The sequence below is a fragment of the Asticcacaulis sp. genome (assembly GCF_035497195.1).
GTDB lineage: Bacteria > Pseudomonadota > Alphaproteobacteria > Caulobacterales > Caulobacteraceae > Asticcacaulis.
Window position 1 is genome coordinate 110,891 of sequence record NZ_DATJDZ010000031.1, and the last position, 17,218, is coordinate 128,108.

At 59.9% G+C, this 17,218-nt stretch carries 18 protein-coding genes; 6 read left to right on the top strand and 12 right to left on the bottom strand.

The genetic code is table 11. The features are described from left to right. Nucleotides 1-84: 84 nt before the first annotated feature. The 4 genes from VL130_RS18145 to VL130_RS18160 all read right to left on the bottom strand — a co-directional run bounded on the left by VL130_RS18145 (nucleotide 85) and on the right by VL130_RS18160 (nucleotide 2,713). On the bottom strand, nucleotides 85-735 hold the full coding sequence (locus tag VL130_RS18145) for a DsbA family protein (protein ID WP_325365180.1): 651 nt from the start codon (nucleotides 733-735) through the stop codon (nucleotides 85-87). Between the two features lie 3 nt (nucleotides 736-738). Then, nucleotides 739-1,371, bottom strand: coding sequence for a DsbA family protein (locus VL130_RS18150; protein ID WP_325365182.1), 633 nt, complete (start codon nucleotides 1,369-1,371; stop codon nucleotides 739-741). 27 nt (nucleotides 1,372-1,398) lie between these two features. Then, nucleotides 1,399-2,046: a thioredoxin domain-containing protein gene (locus VL130_RS18155; protein ID WP_325365184.1), complete on the bottom strand. Its 648-nt coding sequence runs from the start codon at nucleotides 2,044-2,046 to the stop codon at nucleotides 1,399-1,401. Between the two features lie 115 nt (nucleotides 2,047-2,161). Continuing rightward, the gene (locus VL130_RS18160; RefSeq protein WP_325365186.1) at nucleotides 2,162-2,713 is read right to left on the bottom strand and encodes a DUF721 domain-containing protein; all 552 of its coding nucleotides are present in this window, start codon (nucleotides 2,711-2,713) and stop codon (nucleotides 2,162-2,164) included. Here VL130_RS18160 and VL130_RS18165 point away from each other — a divergent pair. After that, nucleotides 2,712-3,764, top strand: a complete 1,053-nt coding sequence (locus tag VL130_RS18165; protein WP_325365188.1) for an A/G-specific adenine glycosylase — start codon at nucleotides 2,712-2,714, stop codon at nucleotides 3,762-3,764. The genes VL130_RS18160 and VL130_RS18165 overlap by 2 nt on opposite strands. Here the strand turns inward: VL130_RS18165 and VL130_RS18170 are convergent. The 6 genes from VL130_RS18170 to VL130_RS18195 form a co-directional block, all read right to left on the bottom strand. Beyond that, entirely contained in the window at nucleotides 3,761-5,326 is a 1,566-nt protein-coding gene (locus VL130_RS18170; RefSeq protein ID WP_325365190.1) for a hypothetical protein, read from the bottom strand. The genes VL130_RS18165 and VL130_RS18170 overlap by 4 nt on opposite strands. 155 nt (nucleotides 5,327-5,481) lie before the next feature. Then, nucleotides 5,482-6,600: a site-specific DNA-methyltransferase gene (locus VL130_RS18175; protein WP_325365192.1), complete on the bottom strand. Its 1,119-nt coding sequence runs from the start codon at nucleotides 6,598-6,600 to the stop codon at nucleotides 5,482-5,484. Between the two features lie 166 nt (nucleotides 6,601-6,766). Then, complete coding sequence (locus VL130_RS18180; protein ID WP_325365194.1) at nucleotides 6,767-7,372, bottom strand: ribonuclease HII; 606 nt, start codon at nucleotides 7,370-7,372, stop codon at nucleotides 6,767-6,769. Between the two features lie 38 nt (nucleotides 7,373-7,410). Then, on the bottom strand, nucleotides 7,411-7,938 hold the full coding sequence (locus VL130_RS18185; protein WP_325365196.1) for a DUF805 domain-containing protein: 528 nt from the start codon (nucleotides 7,936-7,938) through the stop codon (nucleotides 7,411-7,413). A 31-nt stretch (nucleotides 7,939-7,969) separates the two neighbouring features. Then, nucleotides 7,970-8,554 (bottom strand): DNA-3-methyladenine glycosylase I, encoded by a 585-nt coding sequence (locus VL130_RS18190; protein WP_325365198.1) that lies wholly within the window; start codon nucleotides 8,552-8,554, stop codon nucleotides 7,970-7,972. 11 nt (nucleotides 8,555-8,565) lie between these two features. Next, the gene (locus VL130_RS18195; RefSeq protein WP_325365200.1) at nucleotides 8,566-9,414 is read right to left on the bottom strand and encodes a folate-binding protein; all 849 of its coding nucleotides are present in this window, start codon (nucleotides 9,412-9,414) and stop codon (nucleotides 8,566-8,568) included. A 33-nt stretch (nucleotides 9,415-9,447) separates the two neighbouring features. On the opposite strand from VL130_RS18195, the gene VL130_RS18200 reads away from it, so the two are divergent. Together VL130_RS18200 and VL130_RS18205 are read left to right on the top strand one after the other, a co-directional pair. Continuing rightward, on the top strand, nucleotides 9,448-10,410 hold the full coding sequence (locus VL130_RS18200) for a glycosyltransferase family 9 protein (protein WP_325365202.1): 963 nt from the start codon (nucleotides 9,448-9,450) through the stop codon (nucleotides 10,408-10,410). A gap of 91 nt (nucleotides 10,411-10,501) precedes the next feature. Beyond that, the gene (locus VL130_RS18205; RefSeq protein WP_325365204.1) at nucleotides 10,502-11,830 is read left to right on the top strand and encodes a dihydroorotase; all 1,329 of its coding nucleotides are present in this window, start codon (nucleotides 10,502-10,504) and stop codon (nucleotides 11,828-11,830) included. A 58-nt stretch (nucleotides 11,831-11,888) separates the two neighbouring features. On the opposite strand, the gene VL130_RS18210 is transcribed toward VL130_RS18205, so the two are convergent. Together VL130_RS18210 and VL130_RS18215 are read right to left on the bottom strand one after the other, a co-directional pair. Beyond that, a complete protein-coding gene (locus tag VL130_RS18210; protein WP_325365206.1) occupies nucleotides 11,889-12,731 on the bottom strand; it encodes a hypothetical protein in 843 nt (280 codons plus the stop codon). A 104-nt stretch (nucleotides 12,732-12,835) separates the two neighbouring features. Continuing rightward, nucleotides 12,836-14,281, bottom strand: coding sequence for a hypothetical protein (locus tag VL130_RS18215; protein ID WP_325365208.1), 1,446 nt, complete (start codon nucleotides 14,279-14,281; stop codon nucleotides 12,836-12,838). A gap of 271 nt (nucleotides 14,282-14,552) precedes the next feature. Between VL130_RS18215 and VL130_RS18220 the strand changes: the two genes are divergently transcribed. From VL130_RS18220 to VL130_RS18230, 3 genes are all read left to right on the top strand, one after another. Then, nucleotides 14,553-15,308 (top strand): enoyl-CoA hydratase, encoded by a 756-nt coding sequence (locus tag VL130_RS18220; RefSeq protein ID WP_325365210.1) that lies wholly within the window; start codon nucleotides 14,553-14,555, stop codon nucleotides 15,306-15,308. Nucleotides 15,309-15,411: 103 nt separating this feature from the next. Next, on the top strand, nucleotides 15,412-15,942 hold the full coding sequence (locus VL130_RS18225) for an N-acetyltransferase (RefSeq protein ID WP_325365212.1): 531 nt from the start codon (nucleotides 15,412-15,414) through the stop codon (nucleotides 15,940-15,942). Between the two features lie 30 nt (nucleotides 15,943-15,972). Further along, nucleotides 15,973-17,202, top strand: coding sequence for a CCA tRNA nucleotidyltransferase (locus tag VL130_RS18230; RefSeq protein ID WP_325365214.1), 1,230 nt, complete (start codon nucleotides 15,973-15,975; stop codon nucleotides 17,200-17,202). Nucleotides 17,203-17,218 lie beyond the last annotated feature (16 nt).

The following is a 17,218-nucleotide window of genomic DNA, read 5'->3' on the forward strand; positions in this document are numbered from 1 at the left end:
CAACAATGATTCCTCCACCTTCATAGCAGAACGGCGGGCGTCAAGAAACTTTGCTTCGAAAAGGGTTAATTCCTGTGGATGAGCTTACTTCGCCGACGCGATCGCCGCATCGAGAGCAGCCATTTCATGGCCATCGACGCGCTTGCCGTTCACCAGGAAGGTCGGGGTGCTGGTGACGCCATCCTTTTCCATATGGGCGCGCATGGTCTTCATGAAGGCGCTAAAGCCGGTTTCATCGGACACGCAGGCCTGCATGGCGGGGGTGGTCATGCCGGTTTTGGCGGTGACATCGGCCATGACGGTGCCGATCTGCTGGCTCTGAAAATAGCCCGCCTGACCGGCGAAGAAGGCGTTGACGACGGTAAAATAAGGCGTGGAATCCGTTGGGTTCTTGCTGTGGGCCACGGCACAGCGGCCGATCAGGAAGGCCGACAGGGCGTACTGCTGCGGACTGGTGAGGACTTCACGGAAGACGTAACGCACCTTGCCGCTGGCGATGTATTTCGACTGGAAATTGGCCCAGTTTTCGGTCTTCCACGCGGCGCAGTGCGGACAGGCGGCCGAGGCATATTCGACCACCGTGACCGGCGCGTTCGGGTTGCCGAGCGTCATATCGGGCAGCAGGCCGGGATCGGACGGCACGACCAGCGCCGGTATTTTTACCGCCGCCTGGGCCATGACCGGCGCACTGAGGAAAGACAAGGCCAGGAAAGCAGCCGCAATACGCCGGATCATGTTTTACTTACCCGCCAGCAGAGGGGCGAAGGCTTCGTCGAAGTCGGCGATCGTGCCGGTCTTACGCTCGAACCGCTTGCCATTGATGAAGAAGGTCGGCGTGCCGGTGATGTCGTCTTCTTTCAGGTACTTATCGACATTATCCTGAATGCGCGTCAGGCCTTTTTCATCGCTGACGCAGGTGTTGAACGCCTTATCGTCGATGCCGACCGAAGCGCCGATGCGCTTGAGCACCGGCAGGGCATTGGTGGTGGTGCCGTCGCCGAACATCTCGCCTTGCGCCTTCATGATTTCGTCGATGACCTTGAAGTAGTTTTCCTTGCCGGAACAGCGCGCCAGCAGGGCGCCGGCGGCCGAGACATCGCGCGGTTCGGTCAGGAATTCACGATAGACATAACGGATCTTGCCGGGCGTGATGTATTTCGCCATCAATTCGGGCATGACGTCCTTGTTGAACTCGGCGCAGTGGGCGCAGGTGACCGAGGCGTACTCGATGAGCGTGACCTTGGCGTTTTCACCGGCCCCCAGGCTCATATCGCCTTCGACCGGCTTGATCGACTTGCCGCAACCGGCAAGCAGGAGACCGGCGCCGATGAGGGCGCCAAACACGACGATAGATTTCCGCAGGCTGATCATGGAAAGTCTTTCAGAAAAGGGCGCGGCTTACTTGCCGAGATGGGGTTTCAGGGCTGTGTCGAAATCGCCGATATTCAACGGAATGCGGTCGAGCTTCTTGCCGTTGATCAGGAAGGTCGGGGTGCCGTTAACGCCATCCCTGGTCATGTATGTCTGGTTCAGGTCGTTCAGGCGGGTCAGGCCTTTTTCATCCGTGATGCACTTATTAAAGGCTTCTTCCGACATGCCGAGCGACTGGCCGATGCTGAACAGCACCGGGCGGGCATTGGCGTAACCGGTTTCTTCGCCGCCCATCGCTTGCTGGGAGCGCATGACCTGATCGATAACCTTGAAATACTTATCCTTGCCAGCGCATTCGGCCAGCAGGTGACCGGCGGCGGCGACGGCCGGATTGCCGGTCATCATCGGGCGATAAACGTAACGCACCTTGCCGGTATCGACGTATTTGGCCTTGAATGCCGGCATGACGGTTTCATTGACGTGGCCGCAGATCGGACAGGCGACCGATGCGTATTCGATGACAGTGACCGGGGCGGTGGTCTGGCCCATCGACATTTCATCAGCGGCGACCGTGCCGGTCGAACTGGTCTTGCTGCAACCAACGGCCAGCAGGGCCAGGCTCATGGCGGCAGTAGCGCCGATCACACGAAGGGTTTTGCCGACAGGATTTTGCATGTTTAGCCCCGAAAATGGTCTGGAAAGGGTGACTCGTCCCTTTGAAAGTCTTTGCCTTTTTAAAGCGTTCGATTGCGCTGTAAATATGGCATTTGTGTTTTGCCGATTATTGCACTCAAGACTTCATATTTTCTCGCTTGAGGACTGAACGGCCAAGCAGCAACAGCGACTTTTTCAGCGTCTCGTCTTCGACATCGCTGAGTGACTGCTGGAGCGCCAGTTCTTCCTGCGCCGAAAGCGGTTTGGGGCGGGCGTATTGGGGCTTTTTAGGCTTCTGGGTCAGCGGCCCCTGGATGAGGCGCAGCTTGTCGATGGTTTTCGCGCCAAGAAACAGATTGATCCGGTCGATCAGGGTGGCCGACTGGTGCTGGACCAGCGGGGCATAGGCGCCCATGACGCGGATTTCGAGCGCGCCTGAGCCATGAACGCGGCCCTTGATGATGCGGATGGGTTCGCACAGCTTGGCCAGGCTTTCCCCGGCAATCTCGGTCCAGCGGTTTTTCAGCTTGCCAGAGCCATCATCCATCTGCTCAAACCGCGCTTGCAGGCTTTTCAACAAGGGCTGAACCTGCCGCGTGACGGGCGGCGGCGCCTTGGGCATGCGCTTGGTGTGCGTGGTGCGCAGGATGCGGAGTGAGTCTTCCAGGGATGGCAACGGGCGTTTCATGAACGGGATTATACTTAAAAGCGAGGCCGTTGTCGCGTCCTTAAGAGCCGGTTTGCTGGCCTGGTACGATGCGCATGGCCGCAAGCTGCCTTGGCGAGAGGGCGCACGTGATCCTTACCGCGTCTGGCTGTCCGAAGTCATGCTCCAGCAGACGACGGTGCCGCACGCCGCGCCTTACTATGAGACGTTTCTTAGACTGTGGCCGACGGTGCGCGATCTGGCCGCCGCCGAGGATGGCCGGGTGATGGCGGAATGGGCGGGGCTTGGCTATTACGCCCGCGCCCGCAAGCTGCTGGAATGTGCCCGGACGGTAGTGCACGATTATGACGGCGTGTTTCCGGCCGATGAGGCGGAACTGCTGAAACTGCCAGGCTTTGGCCCCTATACCTCGGCGGCGGTGGCGGCGATTGCCTTCGGTCACGCGGCCAATGTGGTGGACGGCAATATCGAGCGCATCATGACACGGCTCTACGCCATAGAGACGCCGATGCCGGCCGGCCGGCCGCAGATCCGCGCGGCGGCGGCGCAATGGGTTTCAGCCGAGCGCGCCGGTGACTGGCCGCAGGCCCTGATGGACATGGCGACCTTGATCTGCCGGCCGAAATCGCCGGTGTGTGGTGAATGCCCTTTGGCGGAAGCTTGTGTGGCGAGAGCGCGCGGCGAGCAGGAGCGCTTTCCGGTCAAGCTGGCCAAGGCGCCGAAACCGCGCCGCTATGGCGTGGTGTTCGTTATCCTGTCAGGCAATGGCGTGGTGGTGGAACGCCGTGCCGATAAGGGCTTGCTGGGCGGCATGCTGGGCTTGCCGCATACGGAGTGGCGGTCAGAACCTTATCGGACGGAGGAGGTGATGCCGCCGGTTTCAGCGCCGTTTGAGATGATCGGCAACTATGAGCATATTTTCACCCATTTCGCCCTGATGCAAGATGTCTGGCAGGTGCAATTATCGGATGAAGCGTTGCGCGATTTTCTGCGTCACAACAATAACTTCCAGCTTTTATCTGTCAGTGAAAAGGCCCTTCCGACCGTTTTCGCCAAGGCGCTAAGACTTTAATTGTATGGACTGAATATGTCATAGGTGTCGATGTAGCCGTAGCGCAGCAGGGCCGCTTTTACATCTTCTCGCGCCACGAAAGCGGCGGCTCTCTGGCGCATCTGTGTTCTGACAGCCGTCGGATAGGCTTCCGGGCGATAAGTTTGCCAGAGACGAAGCGTATCATTGCGCAGCAGGGGATCATCGAGGCGAGCAATGGTGATGGCGGCCAGTCCGTCCAGATCATTGGCGCAAAGCAGGGCTGATCGCGTCGGGCCATAACCATCCGCCGCGTGTGCACGGATATAGTCGAGTGATTTGGCCAGTTTGGCCTGATCGTTCAATTGCGTATAGGCGCAGGTACGGACCTCTTCGGCGGCCATAAGCCCATAGGGACTTGAACTGCCTTCGGCCATGTCGCTGACCTGGGCGAGCGCTTCCTGCGGACGGTCATGCTCATAGTAAAAGTCGCCAAGATTGATCCTCTGGCTAACCGTATCCTGCTTCTTGGCCAAGGCTTCATCGCGAGACTTGATCTGCGAGGCTTCGCTTTCGGCATCTCGTCCCAGCTTTTCCAGTACACGCGTTCGTGTGTTCAGCAGCCAGTGCCACTGGTCGTCCATATCATCGAAGGCAGGCTTTCCGGCAGGCGCCTTGGCGGCGCGGGCAATGGCCTCATCGCCCAGCGCCAGGGCTTCGGTCAGGCGGTTGGCGTCGATCAGATTCAGCATCAGATAAACGACGCCTTCGGCCTGGCGCGGATGCGTCAGGAGCTTGGCGCGGTTATTGGCGATGTGTTTGTCTGTCAGGGCTTTCAGATTAAAATGCGCCGGATCGGTTTCTGTATAAGGGCGGTAACGCTTATCGACGCGCAAACTGATATAGGTGTTTGGCAAGGCGAATGTTTTGGCGATTTCCTTTGCCTGTTCTGTATTGCCGTTAGCGACCTCGATCTCGAACAGGCTGAACCACAGGACTTCGGCAGAGTAAAAGCCCGTAGGTTTGTATCCGGCCTTCCAAAGGGCCATGAGCGCCTTTTCACGCCGTTGCTGGCCATCTGGCAAGGTTTGGGCATTGCGCACCGTCTGGGCGACATAGGGCAGGTAATAGTAGCTTGTATTCTGCGGGTCGGCGATGGTCAGCGCCGTCATGGCGTCTATTGCGTCACCGTATTTCTTCAACCGGGTGCTGACGTCCCACAGCAGATACCAGTAGAAATTACTGCGGGCGTCCGGCGCCGCATCGGCCGCCAGCATCAGATTGGCATAGGCTTTGTCATATGTGCCGCGCTCGGACTGGGCTTTAGCGAGCAAAGAGTAGAGCAAATATTTCTGCTCGGCCGACAGCGAGGGATAATCGGCATCGGCGATGATAAAGCCGAACTCCACTTCAGCGCCTTCGTAGTCCTTGTTTTGAAGTTTGGCGATGCCCTGCTGGAGTAGAACGCGCAGGCGCGCCAGCTTGGTAGCCTGCAAGGCCTCAAGCCTGGTGGTTGACGATTTCGACATGGCGTGAACGGCCGGCGCTGACACCAGCAGGATCGCCGCCAGGCCGGCAGCCTGATATTTAATGGATTTCGACATGATAGCCCCCCGTTACCGTCAAGGTAGGCAGCAAGCCTCGTCTTGTCACGCAGAATTTATTGCAAAGAAAAGCGCGGACGTTGCCGCCCGCGCTGTCAAACTTACGGTTCTAGGGGCTCTTGCCTTGCGAAAGCTATACTTTCGCCGCGGCAACCCTAGTTCATGTCGGCGCGGATTTTTGAACGCAGATCGTCGATCGGCTTGAGACCGGCGTCGGTCTTGAAGCGCCAGTAGGTCCAGCCGTTGCAGGCCGGGGCCTGTTCCATCATCGCGCCCATCTTGTGGATCGAGCCGCTGAGTTCGCCATAGACCAGGGAGCCATCAGCACGGACGCGGGCGGTACGGTCGCCCTTGGGCGTATAGAGGATGTCGCCGGGATTGAGCAGGCCGGCCTCGACCACGGCGCCGAAGGGGACGCGCGGCTCGGATTTCTTGGAACCCATGACGGCCAGGTCTTCGGCTGTGGCGGGGAGGACGCGGGCGATGCGTTCGCTGGCGACCTTGCGGTACATCTCTTCGCGCTCGATGCCGATATAGTGACGGCCCAGGCGTTTGGCGGCGGCGCCGGTGGTGCCTGTGCCAAAGAAGGGATCGAGCACGACATGGCTGGGCTTGGTGCAGGCCAGCAGGACGCGATAGAGCAGGCTTTCCGGCTTTTGCGTCGGATGGGCCTTGTTGCCGTTTTCGTCCTTCAGGCGCTCATCGCCGGTACACAGCGGAATCGACCAGTCGGAACGCATCTGGGTGTCTTCGTTGAAGGCCTTGAGGGCGTCGTAATTGAAGGTGTACCGCTTCTGGCCCTTGGCCTTTGTGGCCCAGATCAGGGTTTCGTGAGCATTGGTGAAGCGGGTGCCCTTGAAGTTGGGCATGGGGTTGGCCTTGCGCCAGATGACATCGTTCATCACCCAGAAGCCCATGTCCTGCATGGCGACGCCCAGCCGGAAGATGTTGTGATAGGAGCCGATGACCCAGATGGCGCCGTCGTCTTTCAGGACGCGGCGACATTCACGCATCCATTCGCGCGTGAACTTGTCATAGGCCTCGAAGCTGGCGAACTGGTCCCAGTCGTCATCGACGGCATCGACTTTGGAATTATCGGGGCGCAGCAGGTCGCCGCCGAGCTGAAGATTGTAGGGCGGGTCTGCGAAGACCAGATCGACCGAGGCGTCGGGCAGGGTTTTCAGCACCTCGATGCACTCGCCGAGGTGGATGGTATCGAGCTTGAGGTTCGCTTGCGAAATGGACGGGACGGGGAGGGCGGTCGATTTGCGCAAGACGAAGATCCTTCTGACACGGGAGGGCGATTAAGTCCCTGAATCCAATGACTAGAATCGTTTCGCGGTTAATGGGCGGTTAAATTAACCATGTTGTCAAATCGACGGATTCACTTTTCTGAGGGTGAGTCGAAAAGGGCGCAGTTTTGATTCCGTTTTGTTCTGCTTAAACCGGCGCGGTGAAATTCAGTTCGCGAATGGTCGCCCAGCTTGTGCGGTGGATCGGCGAGGGGCCGTGCGTGCGCAGGGCTTCCAGATGGGTTTCGGCCTGATAACCCTTGTGCTTTTTGAAGCCATAGACCGGATAAACGATATCCATCTCGATCATGATGCGGTCGCGGGCGGTCTTGGCCAGGATGGAAGCGGCGGCGATGGACAGCGATTTGGCGTCGCCGCCGACGACGGCGGTGGAAGGAATGGCTATCTTCGGGCAGCGGTTGCCATCGATCAGGGCGTGGTCGGCGCACGGGGTGAGGGCCTCCACCGCCCGCTTCATGCCTTCCATCGTGGCCGCCAGGATATTCAGGCAATCGATTTCCTCGACCGTCATGGTGATTACCGACCAGCAAATGGCGGCGTCCTTGATCAGCGGTTCCAGTTCAAAGCGGCGCTTTTCGGTCAGGGCCTTGGAATCATCGATGCCTTCGGGGATGCACGCCGGATCGAGGATGACGGCGGCCACGCACAGGGGGCCGGCGCAGGGGCCGCGCCCGGCTTCATCGACGCCGCAGATGCGCCCCATGAGGGTGGATTCAAAACTGAGATCGGCCATGAAGTGCGCTTACTACGATTCAGCCGGTTTTAAAACATCTAGAAAACGCTGCTGTCGCCGCCACGGCCTTTCGGGTCGGGTCCGAAACGATTCGGGCCGGGCGTACCGTCGGTGACCTGGAAAACGAAGGTGACAACTCCGGCGGCGAACCACACCAGGAATACCCAGGCCATCGGCGCCAGCGCGGTCAGCATGGCCATGGCCTGATCAGGCGTCGGGTTGGGGCCGATATCCGCGAAGGATTTCATGTTGTTGATGAAACTGGCGCCATTGATCGAGAAGAAGACGACCATCGCCACCACAAAAACGGCGAAGGGGAACAATATCCACCAGCCGGTACGGTTGATATCGTGAAAGCGCCGGACCCCGACGGCGATGGTGGGAAGCAGGATGGCCAGCGAGAAGATAAAATTGAGGATTTCCGCCGTATTGCCGATGATGGATTTAAGGACGCCGAAAACAATGCTGGCGATTATCTGAAACAGGAACCACAGCCAGTATTCGGTGCGGCGCGACCGGCCGTTGAAATCGACGTAGCGCTTGAGCGGTTGAAACATCAGTTCCATGGTATCCCCCGATATGGTGTGGCCTTCAGAATTAGCGTGTTTTCAAAGTATCCGCAATCTCGGCGTGACGGAAACAATCAACCGTATGATCATTGACCATGCCGACGGCCTGCATGAAGGCGTAGACGATCACCGGGCCGCAGAACTTGTATCCCTTGCTTTTCAGCAGCTTGGCCAGTTCCTGTGAGGTTTTGGTTTCGGTGGGGATTTCGCCCCACTGGTAGTGGTTGGTCACCGGTTTGCCGTCCTGGATGGCCCAGATGAAGTCGGTGAAATGGGTGCCTTTTTCGCGCAGGTCGAGGGTAATGCGGGCGCTTTCGATGGCAGAAACAATCTTGGCGCGCGAACGGACAATGCCGGCGTCATTCATCAGGCGTTCGATATCCGCGTCGCCAAAGCGCGCCACCTTTTCCGGATCGAAACCGGCGAAGGCGGCGCGGAAGGCGTCGCGTTTGCGCAGGATGGTGATCCACGACAGGCCGGCCTGGAAGCCATCGAGCACCAGTTTTTCCCATAGGGCGCGCGGGTCGTATTCCGGCACGCCCCATTCCTCGTCATGATAGGCGCAGTAGAGCGGATCGGTTTTGGGCCAGGGGCAGCGCGCTTTGTCGCACATGGGGCGGTCCTTTATTCGGCAGTGATTTCGGGCAGGGCAGGCGCGATCCAGTTGGGGACAATCAGGGTGAGGGGCTTGTCATCGGCGATCAGATTGCCCTCACGCCGGTCGATACGCATCAGGGCCAGCCCGCAGCCTTGCGTGGCGGCCAGCACTTCGCCAGCGCGTTTGTCAATATTGAGTATTTCCGCACCGGCCATCGGCGCTTCGCCTTCGTGGCGGAAACCGAGGATACGGTTCTTGATCTGGCCGCGCCGTTTCATGCGCGAAGTCAGTTCCTGGCCGACATAACAGCCCTTGTGGAAGTCAATAGCGGCCAGCAGGTCGAGATTGGCGTCGATGGCGTAGAGGTCGTCCTTGCCGAAATCCGAGCCTGCCTCGGCAAGGCCATGCGCGAAGCGGAAGGCGCGCCAGTCATCGGCGGTGGCCGTTTCGCTCTGTGGCGCATAGGCGAAACCAAACGCGGCATCAATGATTGATCCGCGCGGGTCGGCCATAAAGCCGCTGGGCAGGTCGCCGCCGAAGGCCACGTAAACCGGATGGCTGAGCGCCGCGATCGTCACCTTGGCGCGCAGTTTGTACATGTTGAGTTTGGCCAGCAGTTCATCGCGCTCGGATAGCGGCACATCCAGCCAGATTTCGTCAGCAGAGACGGCATGGAGCAGCACATCACAGATCATTTTACCCTGGGGCCGTAAAAAAGCCCCGTAGTGCGGTTTATGAAACGCGCCCCTTGCCGTTTCCTCGACGATCACGTCGATATGGGCGGTGCAAAGCCCTTTCAGGAAGCTTGCCCAGTCCGGGCCGGAAACGGCGATGAGGGCGCGTTGAGGCAGGTGGGTAATGGATGCAATGGTCATTGTTATGATCGTTTCAGGAACTAGGTGTGGTGCATGACAGGTGAATTTCCGATTCTTTTGCTGGCCCTGTGTGAACCCGCCAAGGCCCTGTCCTTAAGCGGTGTGATCGCGCGCCTGAAGTCGGAAATACCCCACGCCCGGATTACGCTGGCGACGACGCAGGCCTCGGCGGCGCTGTTCCAAGATGACGACTTGATCGACGAGTTACAAGCCTTCGAGGGCGCCTTATTTAAATTGAAATCCCTTCACGGATTGAGTGAGTTGAGCCGGCGCAAATGGGGCCTGTGCGTTGATATCGGCCCGACCCTGATTTCGCGCATGATGAAGGCGAAGACGCGCTTCACCCTCAATCCGAATGATACCGCCGGCGTGCTGGAACAGATCGCCGCCAAACTCAGGCTCGATCCGCTTGAAATCACGCCGCGTCTGCGGGTGTCGCCGCGCCGTGAGGCGCAGGTGCGCACCCTGATTGACAATGGCCGCGAAACCGCGCCGCTGATCGTCATGGCGCCGGGCGCCGGCTGGATCGGCCGGCGCTGGCCGACGGAACGCTTCGCCGTGCTGGCGACGCGGCTGATGCGCGAGGACGGCCCCTTCGCCAATCACCGGCTGTTGATCATCGGCGCGGAAGCGGACCGCGACACCTTGCAGGCTCTGCGCATGGCGACGCCGCGCGCCCAGGTAATGGAGATTGGTGGCCATGTCACCGTGCTCAATGCCTATGCCGCCTTGAGGCAGGCCGTGCTGTTTGTCGGCAATGACGAACTGTGGCTGCATATCGCGGCGGCGTCCGGAACCGCTGCTTTCGGCCTGTTCGGGCCTTCGGATGAGGCGGACGCGCCGATCAGCGGCAATGCGATGACCATTCGCGGACCGCGCAGCCTGGGCGAAATTCAGGCGGTCGATCCCAAGCTCAAACAGAATGTCTGCCATATGCTCGACCTGACCATAGATCGCGTGGCGGCGGTGATCGAAAAGGATATGGCTGACAGGTAGGTTTTCGCGTCACAAGACAATGCGCACCCTTGCGGTAAGCTGGGGCGAGGTCTAGTGTCCGGCCACTGATTTGACAGTTAGGACCCCCGCCATGCCCCGCAACTTCGACCTCATTATCCGCAACGCCGACATCATCAATCATGCCGGACGGGGCAAGGGCGATATCGGCATCACCGGCGGCAAGTTCGCGGCGTTTGGCGACCTGTCGCAGGTCTCGGCTGGCGAGATTTTCGACGCCACGGGGCTGCTGGCCATGCCGGGCGTGATCGATACCCAGGTCCATTTCCGCGAGCCGGGGCTGGAATGGAAGGAAGACCTGGAAACTGGTTCGCAGGCCGCCGTCATGGGCGGCGTGGTCGCGGTCTTCGAGATGCCGAACACCAACCCGACCACCACCAACCCCGAAGCCTTCGCCGACAAGCTGGCCCGCGCCCATCACCGGATGCACTGCGACCACGCCTTCTACGTTGGCGGGACGCATGAAAATGTCCATGAACTGGGCGAACTGGAACGCCTGAAAGGCTGCTGCGGCGTCAAAGTCTTCATGGGGGCTTCCACAGGTACTTTGCTGATCGCCGATGACGAGGGCGTGGCCAAGGTGCTGGCCAATGTCAACCGCCGCGCCACCTTCCACTCGGAGGATGAGTACCGCCTGGCCGAACGCCGGCCGCTGGCGCGTGAGAATGACTGGACCAGCCATGATTTCGTCCGTGACGCCCAGACGGCCATTCAATCGACCCAGCGCCTTGTCCGCCTGGCACGCGAAGCCGGCAAGCGCATCCACGTTCTGCACGTCACGACGCGGGAGGAAATCGAGTTCCTGGTCGGCCACAAGGACATCGCCACGGTCGAGATCACGCCGCAACACCTGACCCTGGTGGCGCCGGAAGCCTATGAACGCCTGAAAGGCCTGGCGCAGATGAATCCGCCGATCCGTGACCAGTATCATGTCGATGGCCTGTGGCACGGCATCACCGGCGGCATCGCCGATGTGCTGGGGTCGGACCATGCGCCGCATACGCTGGAGGAAAAGGCCAAGCCCTATCCGCAATCGCCTTCGGGGATGCCGGGCGTGCAGACCCTGTTGCCGGTCATGCTGACCCATGTCGCCAATGGCCGTCTGTCGCTGGAGCGGCTGGTTGATCTGACCTCGGCCGGGGCGCAACGTGTCTTCGGCGTGGCAGGCAAGGGGCGCATGGCTGAAGGTTATGATGGCGACGTGACCCTGGTCGATCTCAACCATAAGCGCGTTCTGCGCCATGCCGACATGCGGACGCGCAGCGGCTGGACGCCGTTTGACGGCATGGAAGTCACCGGCTGGCCCAAGGCGACCATCGTGCGCGGCAAGGTGGTCATGCGCGATGATGAGATCGTCAGGCCAAGCCAGGGTGAGGCATGCCGCTTCATGGAAAGCCTGTAGAAGCGAAAACCACACACCACGCTATGAAGAATGGCGCGGTGGGGTTTTTACTTCAAAATCATGCTGAACAGGCCTTCAATAACTTCGTCTTGTGCGCCTCATATTTCGGCGAAGGCCGTGAGCGCGAAACGAACAGGTCTGGCGACAGAGCGATATCCGGTGCGCCCATCCATTTACCTTCGGTATCGATGATCAGCCCCGGCAGGCAGGCGACCGGCCCGCGCGGCAGGGCGAACAGATCAACCAGATTGGCCGAGCCATCCGGGCGACGTTGCAGTAGCCAGGCCTTGTCGCCGGCGATCACCACTTCGCCATTGACCGGCAGAACGTAACGGTCATTGCCGACCTTTTGCGCGCAGTTAGCCTTGAGCGGATCGCCGGAATCGACCGCCCGGTCGCGGGTGCACAGATGCGCCCTGAGCGCAGCCGAATTTTCTACGGAATAGGCGGTGAAATAGGTGGCGAAGGTGGAGTCCTGCACACCGATGCGCAGGCCGTCGAACTGGCCGCGCTGGATGCCGTCGAAACCGGCCGGACTGACCAGTACATAGCGGCCGGAAGCGCCCACAGGCCGCCACAGGTCCGGACTATAGGCAGAACCGGTCGGCATCATCACCGACAGATAGGCCATGCCGGCAGCATCCTGTTTCAGCAGGGGCTTCCAGTGTTTTTTAACCAGAATTTCGCAGGTTTCCTTATCGCAATCGCCCGGCCGGACCTGCACGGAAGGCCTCAGCGCCTTGGCGGCGGTGGCGGGGAAGAGCTGGACCTCTCCCCTGGCGGAAGGCGCGGGAATGGCATAGGCCGGACCTTTTTCCGGCTTGGCCAGCAGGTCACCTATCTTCTCGCAGCCGCTCAAGGCCGCAAGCGCCGCAAAGGCTGCGCCAATCCATAGCTTCATCATTGTCTCCATTGCGCCGCCACAAATCTCATACCGCAGCAAACCGGCATGAAAAAGGCCCGCGAGGCAAAAACCCCGCGGACCTTGATCCGGTTGTGAGCCTCTTAATCGGCAGAGGCGTAGGTGCCGTTTCCGGCGATTTGACACTGAACCGGATCACCATGCGATTTGGCGATCTTGCACGGCACCGTATCGGCAAAGCTGTTGCGGTTGGCGGCGAGGATGCCGATGTAGCCACGCTTGTTGGCGCAAGCGATCTCGACGATGACGGCGCCTTCGATGCCGTCGGATTCACCGATGTAACGCACGTCACTGATATCGCAGCCCTTGCCCGGCTGAGCGATCTTGATCAGCTTGTCGAGCTGGGCGCGCAGGGTGGCTTCCGTGGTGAAGGTGCAGCTCTTGCGGTTGGTCTGATCGATGAAGCAATCGTTCACGCGCAGGGTCGCGGTGCTGCCCGGTTGCGGCACGAAGCCGATCAGGCCCCAGGGCTGTTCCTTGCACTTGAATTCGATGTAGTCGCGCTTGGTCTGCTCCTGTGTGCCGACGACATTGTAATCATCAACCGTGCAGGGGAAGCCGCCCTTGGCCAGCATCGCCGAATAGGTGCCCTTGGCGTCGGCCGCCGCCACGCCGGCGTCGGTGAACTGGCAGCCGCCCAGACCGGCGGCGCTGGCGCAGGGGATATTGCGCTCGAAGGTGCTGTCCATCTTGGTCAGGGCAATGAAGCCGGGCTTGTTGGCGCAGCCGAATTCATAGAACATGCCGTCGTTTTCCTTGTTGACGCCAACAAAGCGGGCATTGTTGACCTGGCAGTCCTTGTCAGCGGCGGCGGCGATCGGCTTCAGAACGGCCGTCATCTGCTCCTTGGTGGTGAATTCACAGGCGGAACTGGTGCCCTCAACCACGAGGCAGCTTTTGAATTCGGTCGGGGCCTTGGCGCTCAGTTGGGCATAATCGATGATGCCGCCGGCCTGCGCGCCGCAACCAACCTCATAGCGGTCGATCAAAGGCTCGGCCGAGGTCGAGCCGATCACGCGGGCATTGCTGATCTGGCAGCCGGGCAGGTAGGGCTGGACGACGGGGGTGAGCCAGGCATAGTGCGGCTTGTTTTCCGGCAGGACGCATTCGATGGAGCCGGGGTTTTTGATGGCCAGCTTGGCGGCCAGCGAACAGGTGAAGGCCTGGCCGACTTCGGTGGGGGAAACGCTGGTGACGATAAAGCCGGGACCGGCCTTACAGGCGACTTCGTAAAGCTGCCCCTTGGCCTTCGTGCCGTCTGCCTTGTCGAATTCCGTAGGGCCAAGCAGATAGGCGTCCACGGGATCGCAATCGACCTTGGCGAGCGCGATGATAGGTGGAATGTCGGTCAGACTCTTGGCCTGGACGGCCGGATCGATCTTGAATTCGCCGGCGGGCGCGGCCTGCGCCTTTTTATCAGCGGCATAGGCCGGTTGGCTGCCGGCGCTGGCGAGCGCCGCCAGACCGAGAACGATGGCAAGGGTTTGTACCCTTTGCGCCATCTTTTTGAAATCAAGGGATATTTTCATTGGGGCGACTCTCCGCTGGTCCAGACCTGTGAAATGACCGTCGCGGTTTGCCCCGCCACGCATTAATTTTCAATAAGTTTATTTACCGCTTGTGGCGAATGCAAGGCACTTTGTGCCTCAAACGCCGCAAGGCTCGCCGCAACGGTGGCGGCGCACGGTCGTGCTTGCCAAATCTCACGAAGAGATTTGGAGGGGGCGGATAACTTCTGCGGAATAGTTGCCGTTTGCGTAAACCTGAGCTACAGCTTGGCGCGTAACAGGGAGCCAAAAAATGAGCGATGTCCTCAGCCATAGCGATAACGGCGTGCTTGTGCTCAGGCTCAACCGGCCCGCCAAGAAAAATGCCCTGACCAAGGCGATGTATACCGCCCTGACCGAGGGTTTGACTCAGGCCTCCGCCGATGAGGCTGTGCGGGTTGTGGTGATATCGGCGGAGGGGGCTGATTTCTGCGCCGGCAATGATATTGCCGATTTCGCGCAGGACCTGCCGCTGTTTCAGGATGACAGCGTCGATCACGATGATATGCCGGTCTTCCGCTTTTTGAAGGCGATCACCTTTTTCGACAAACCACTGATCGCCGCCGTGCAGGGGCAGGCAGTCGGGGTCGGCGTTACCCTGCTGCTGCATTGCGATCTGGTTGTGGCGGCCGATGATCTCCGCCTAAGCCTGCCGTTCCTGAAACTGGGCCTGGTGCCGGAAGCCGGATCGACCCTGCTGCTGCCGGAACGCATCGGTTATCAGCGTGCCTTTGCCTGGATGGCGCTCGGTGAAATTGTCGGTGCAGAAGACGCCCGGCAACTTGGCCTGATCAATAGTGTCGTGACGCGGGAGGGACTGGACGAGGCTGTTCAGGCTATGGCGCACAAGCTGTTGAGACTGTCACCGTCCAGCCTGCGCCATACCAAGGCCTTCATGCGTGATCCGGAAAAACTGTGGCAGGTGATCCGGGCCGAGGGCGCCATTTTTCGCCGGCAACTGGTCAGTGCGGAAGCACAGGCGGCCTTTATGGCCTTCCTGTCGAAATAAACAGATGCAATAATTGCGGTGTATTTGATTGACGTTGTCATTCGCAGGTCTTATTTGGCCGCCAGTAATGACGCCGTATCTATTGTAAAACGGGATCGGGCACTTGGCTCTGGACGCATTGGCTTTGGATTTTACGATTTGTCTTGAGACGCCGGATCTCGAACACCGTATCCTGGAACTGACCGACCATGCCTTCGGGCCGGGCCGTTTCGTCAAGACCGCCGAGCGTCTGCGTGAGAATTCGCACGTCATTCCCGATCTCAGTTTTGTCGCCATGCGGGGCGAGACGGTGATCGGCAGCGTGCGGATGTGGCCTATCTTTGTGCATAATTTCAACGCCAATACGTATGAACCACTGGCCTTCCTGGGGCCTATCGTTGTTGATGACGCCCATCGTGGACTGGGCATCGGCAAGGCCTTGATCAGCGCCTGCGTTGAGGCAGCTTTCGGTAAGGGCCTGCGCGCCGTATTGCTGGTTGGGTCGCAAAGCTATTTCAAGCCGTTTGGCTTCGACAAGGCGCAGAACATCACCCTGCCGGGGCCGGTCGATCCGAACCGCCTGCTGATCCGCTACAGCCAGCCGGATATCGCTTTCGCCGGGAAGGTCTGCCCGGAAAACGCCCAGGTCATTTGATCCGGGCAGCCTGACAGTCTAGGCTGTGGCATGACAACGATTCCACTCTCCGAAGATATGCAATCCGCCGCCACGCGCGCCGTCTTTTCCGCGCTTGAAGCCAAGGGGGGGCAGGGATGTGTGCGCTTTGTCGGTGGGTGTGTGCGCAACCTGCTGATGGGAAAGCCGGTCAGCGATCTCGATCTTTCCACGCAACTAACGCCGGATGAGACGGAGGGGGCGCTGGAAGCGGCGGGTATCCGTAGCGTGCCGACCGGCAAGGCCTTCGGCACCGTTACGGCAGTGATCGAGGGGAACCCCTATGAAATTACGTCCTTGCGCGAAGATGTCGAGACGGATGGCCGCCGCGCGGTGGTGAAATATACGACCGACTGGGCAAAGGATGCTCTGCGCCGGGATTTTTATCTCAATGCGCTTTATGCCGATATCGACGGCGCAGTTTACGATCCGACCGGCGAGGGGATCGCCGACGCGAAAGCCGGCCGGGTGCGTTTTATCGGTGAGGCGGAGCAGCGCATCCGTGAGGATTATCTGCGTATCCTGCGTTTTTTCCGTTTTACGGCAGGCTATGCGCGGGAATTCGATGCCGGGTCACTGGCCGCTTGTGTGGCGCTGAAAGACGGTATCGACGGGCTTTCCGGCGAACGTATCCAGCAGGAAATTCTGAAAACCCTGACCCTGGCCGAACCGCTGGCGGCTTTTACCGCTATGCAGGTGAATGGGATCATGCCGCATGTCGTGCCGGGCTGGCAGGCGACCGGCGACACCCTGCCGGAACTGGCGGCGGTGATCGCGCTTACCGAAGAGCCTGAAATCCGTCTAATCGCCCTGATCGACAGCGGGGTTGGGTTGTCGGCCGCCGCGCTCCATATGTGTCAGACGCGGCTGAAATGGTCGCAGCGAATCTATAACCGTCTGCGCGATGCCGGACGTTCGCTGGACGGGCTGGCTGAAAATGCACCGTTTGCGCGGCTGATGTACCTGCATGGTCGTCAGGCCACGGAGGATGCCGTCTTCCTGGCGGCGGCGCACCAGAAGAAAGATGCTTCGGCCGTTGCCTATGTGCTTCACATGCTCGAAGGCCTTGAAAAGCCCGTGTTTCCCGTGAAAGGCGCCGACCTGATTGCGCGCGGCATCCCCGCCGGGCCGGCGGTGGGGGAAGCTCTTAAGACAATAGAAACCGAATGGCTTAATCATGATTTTTCACAAAGCGTGATTGAGGCGGCTCTTGACGCAGTTGCGAAAGAGGCCAAATCTTGATTCACATTCGGGGATC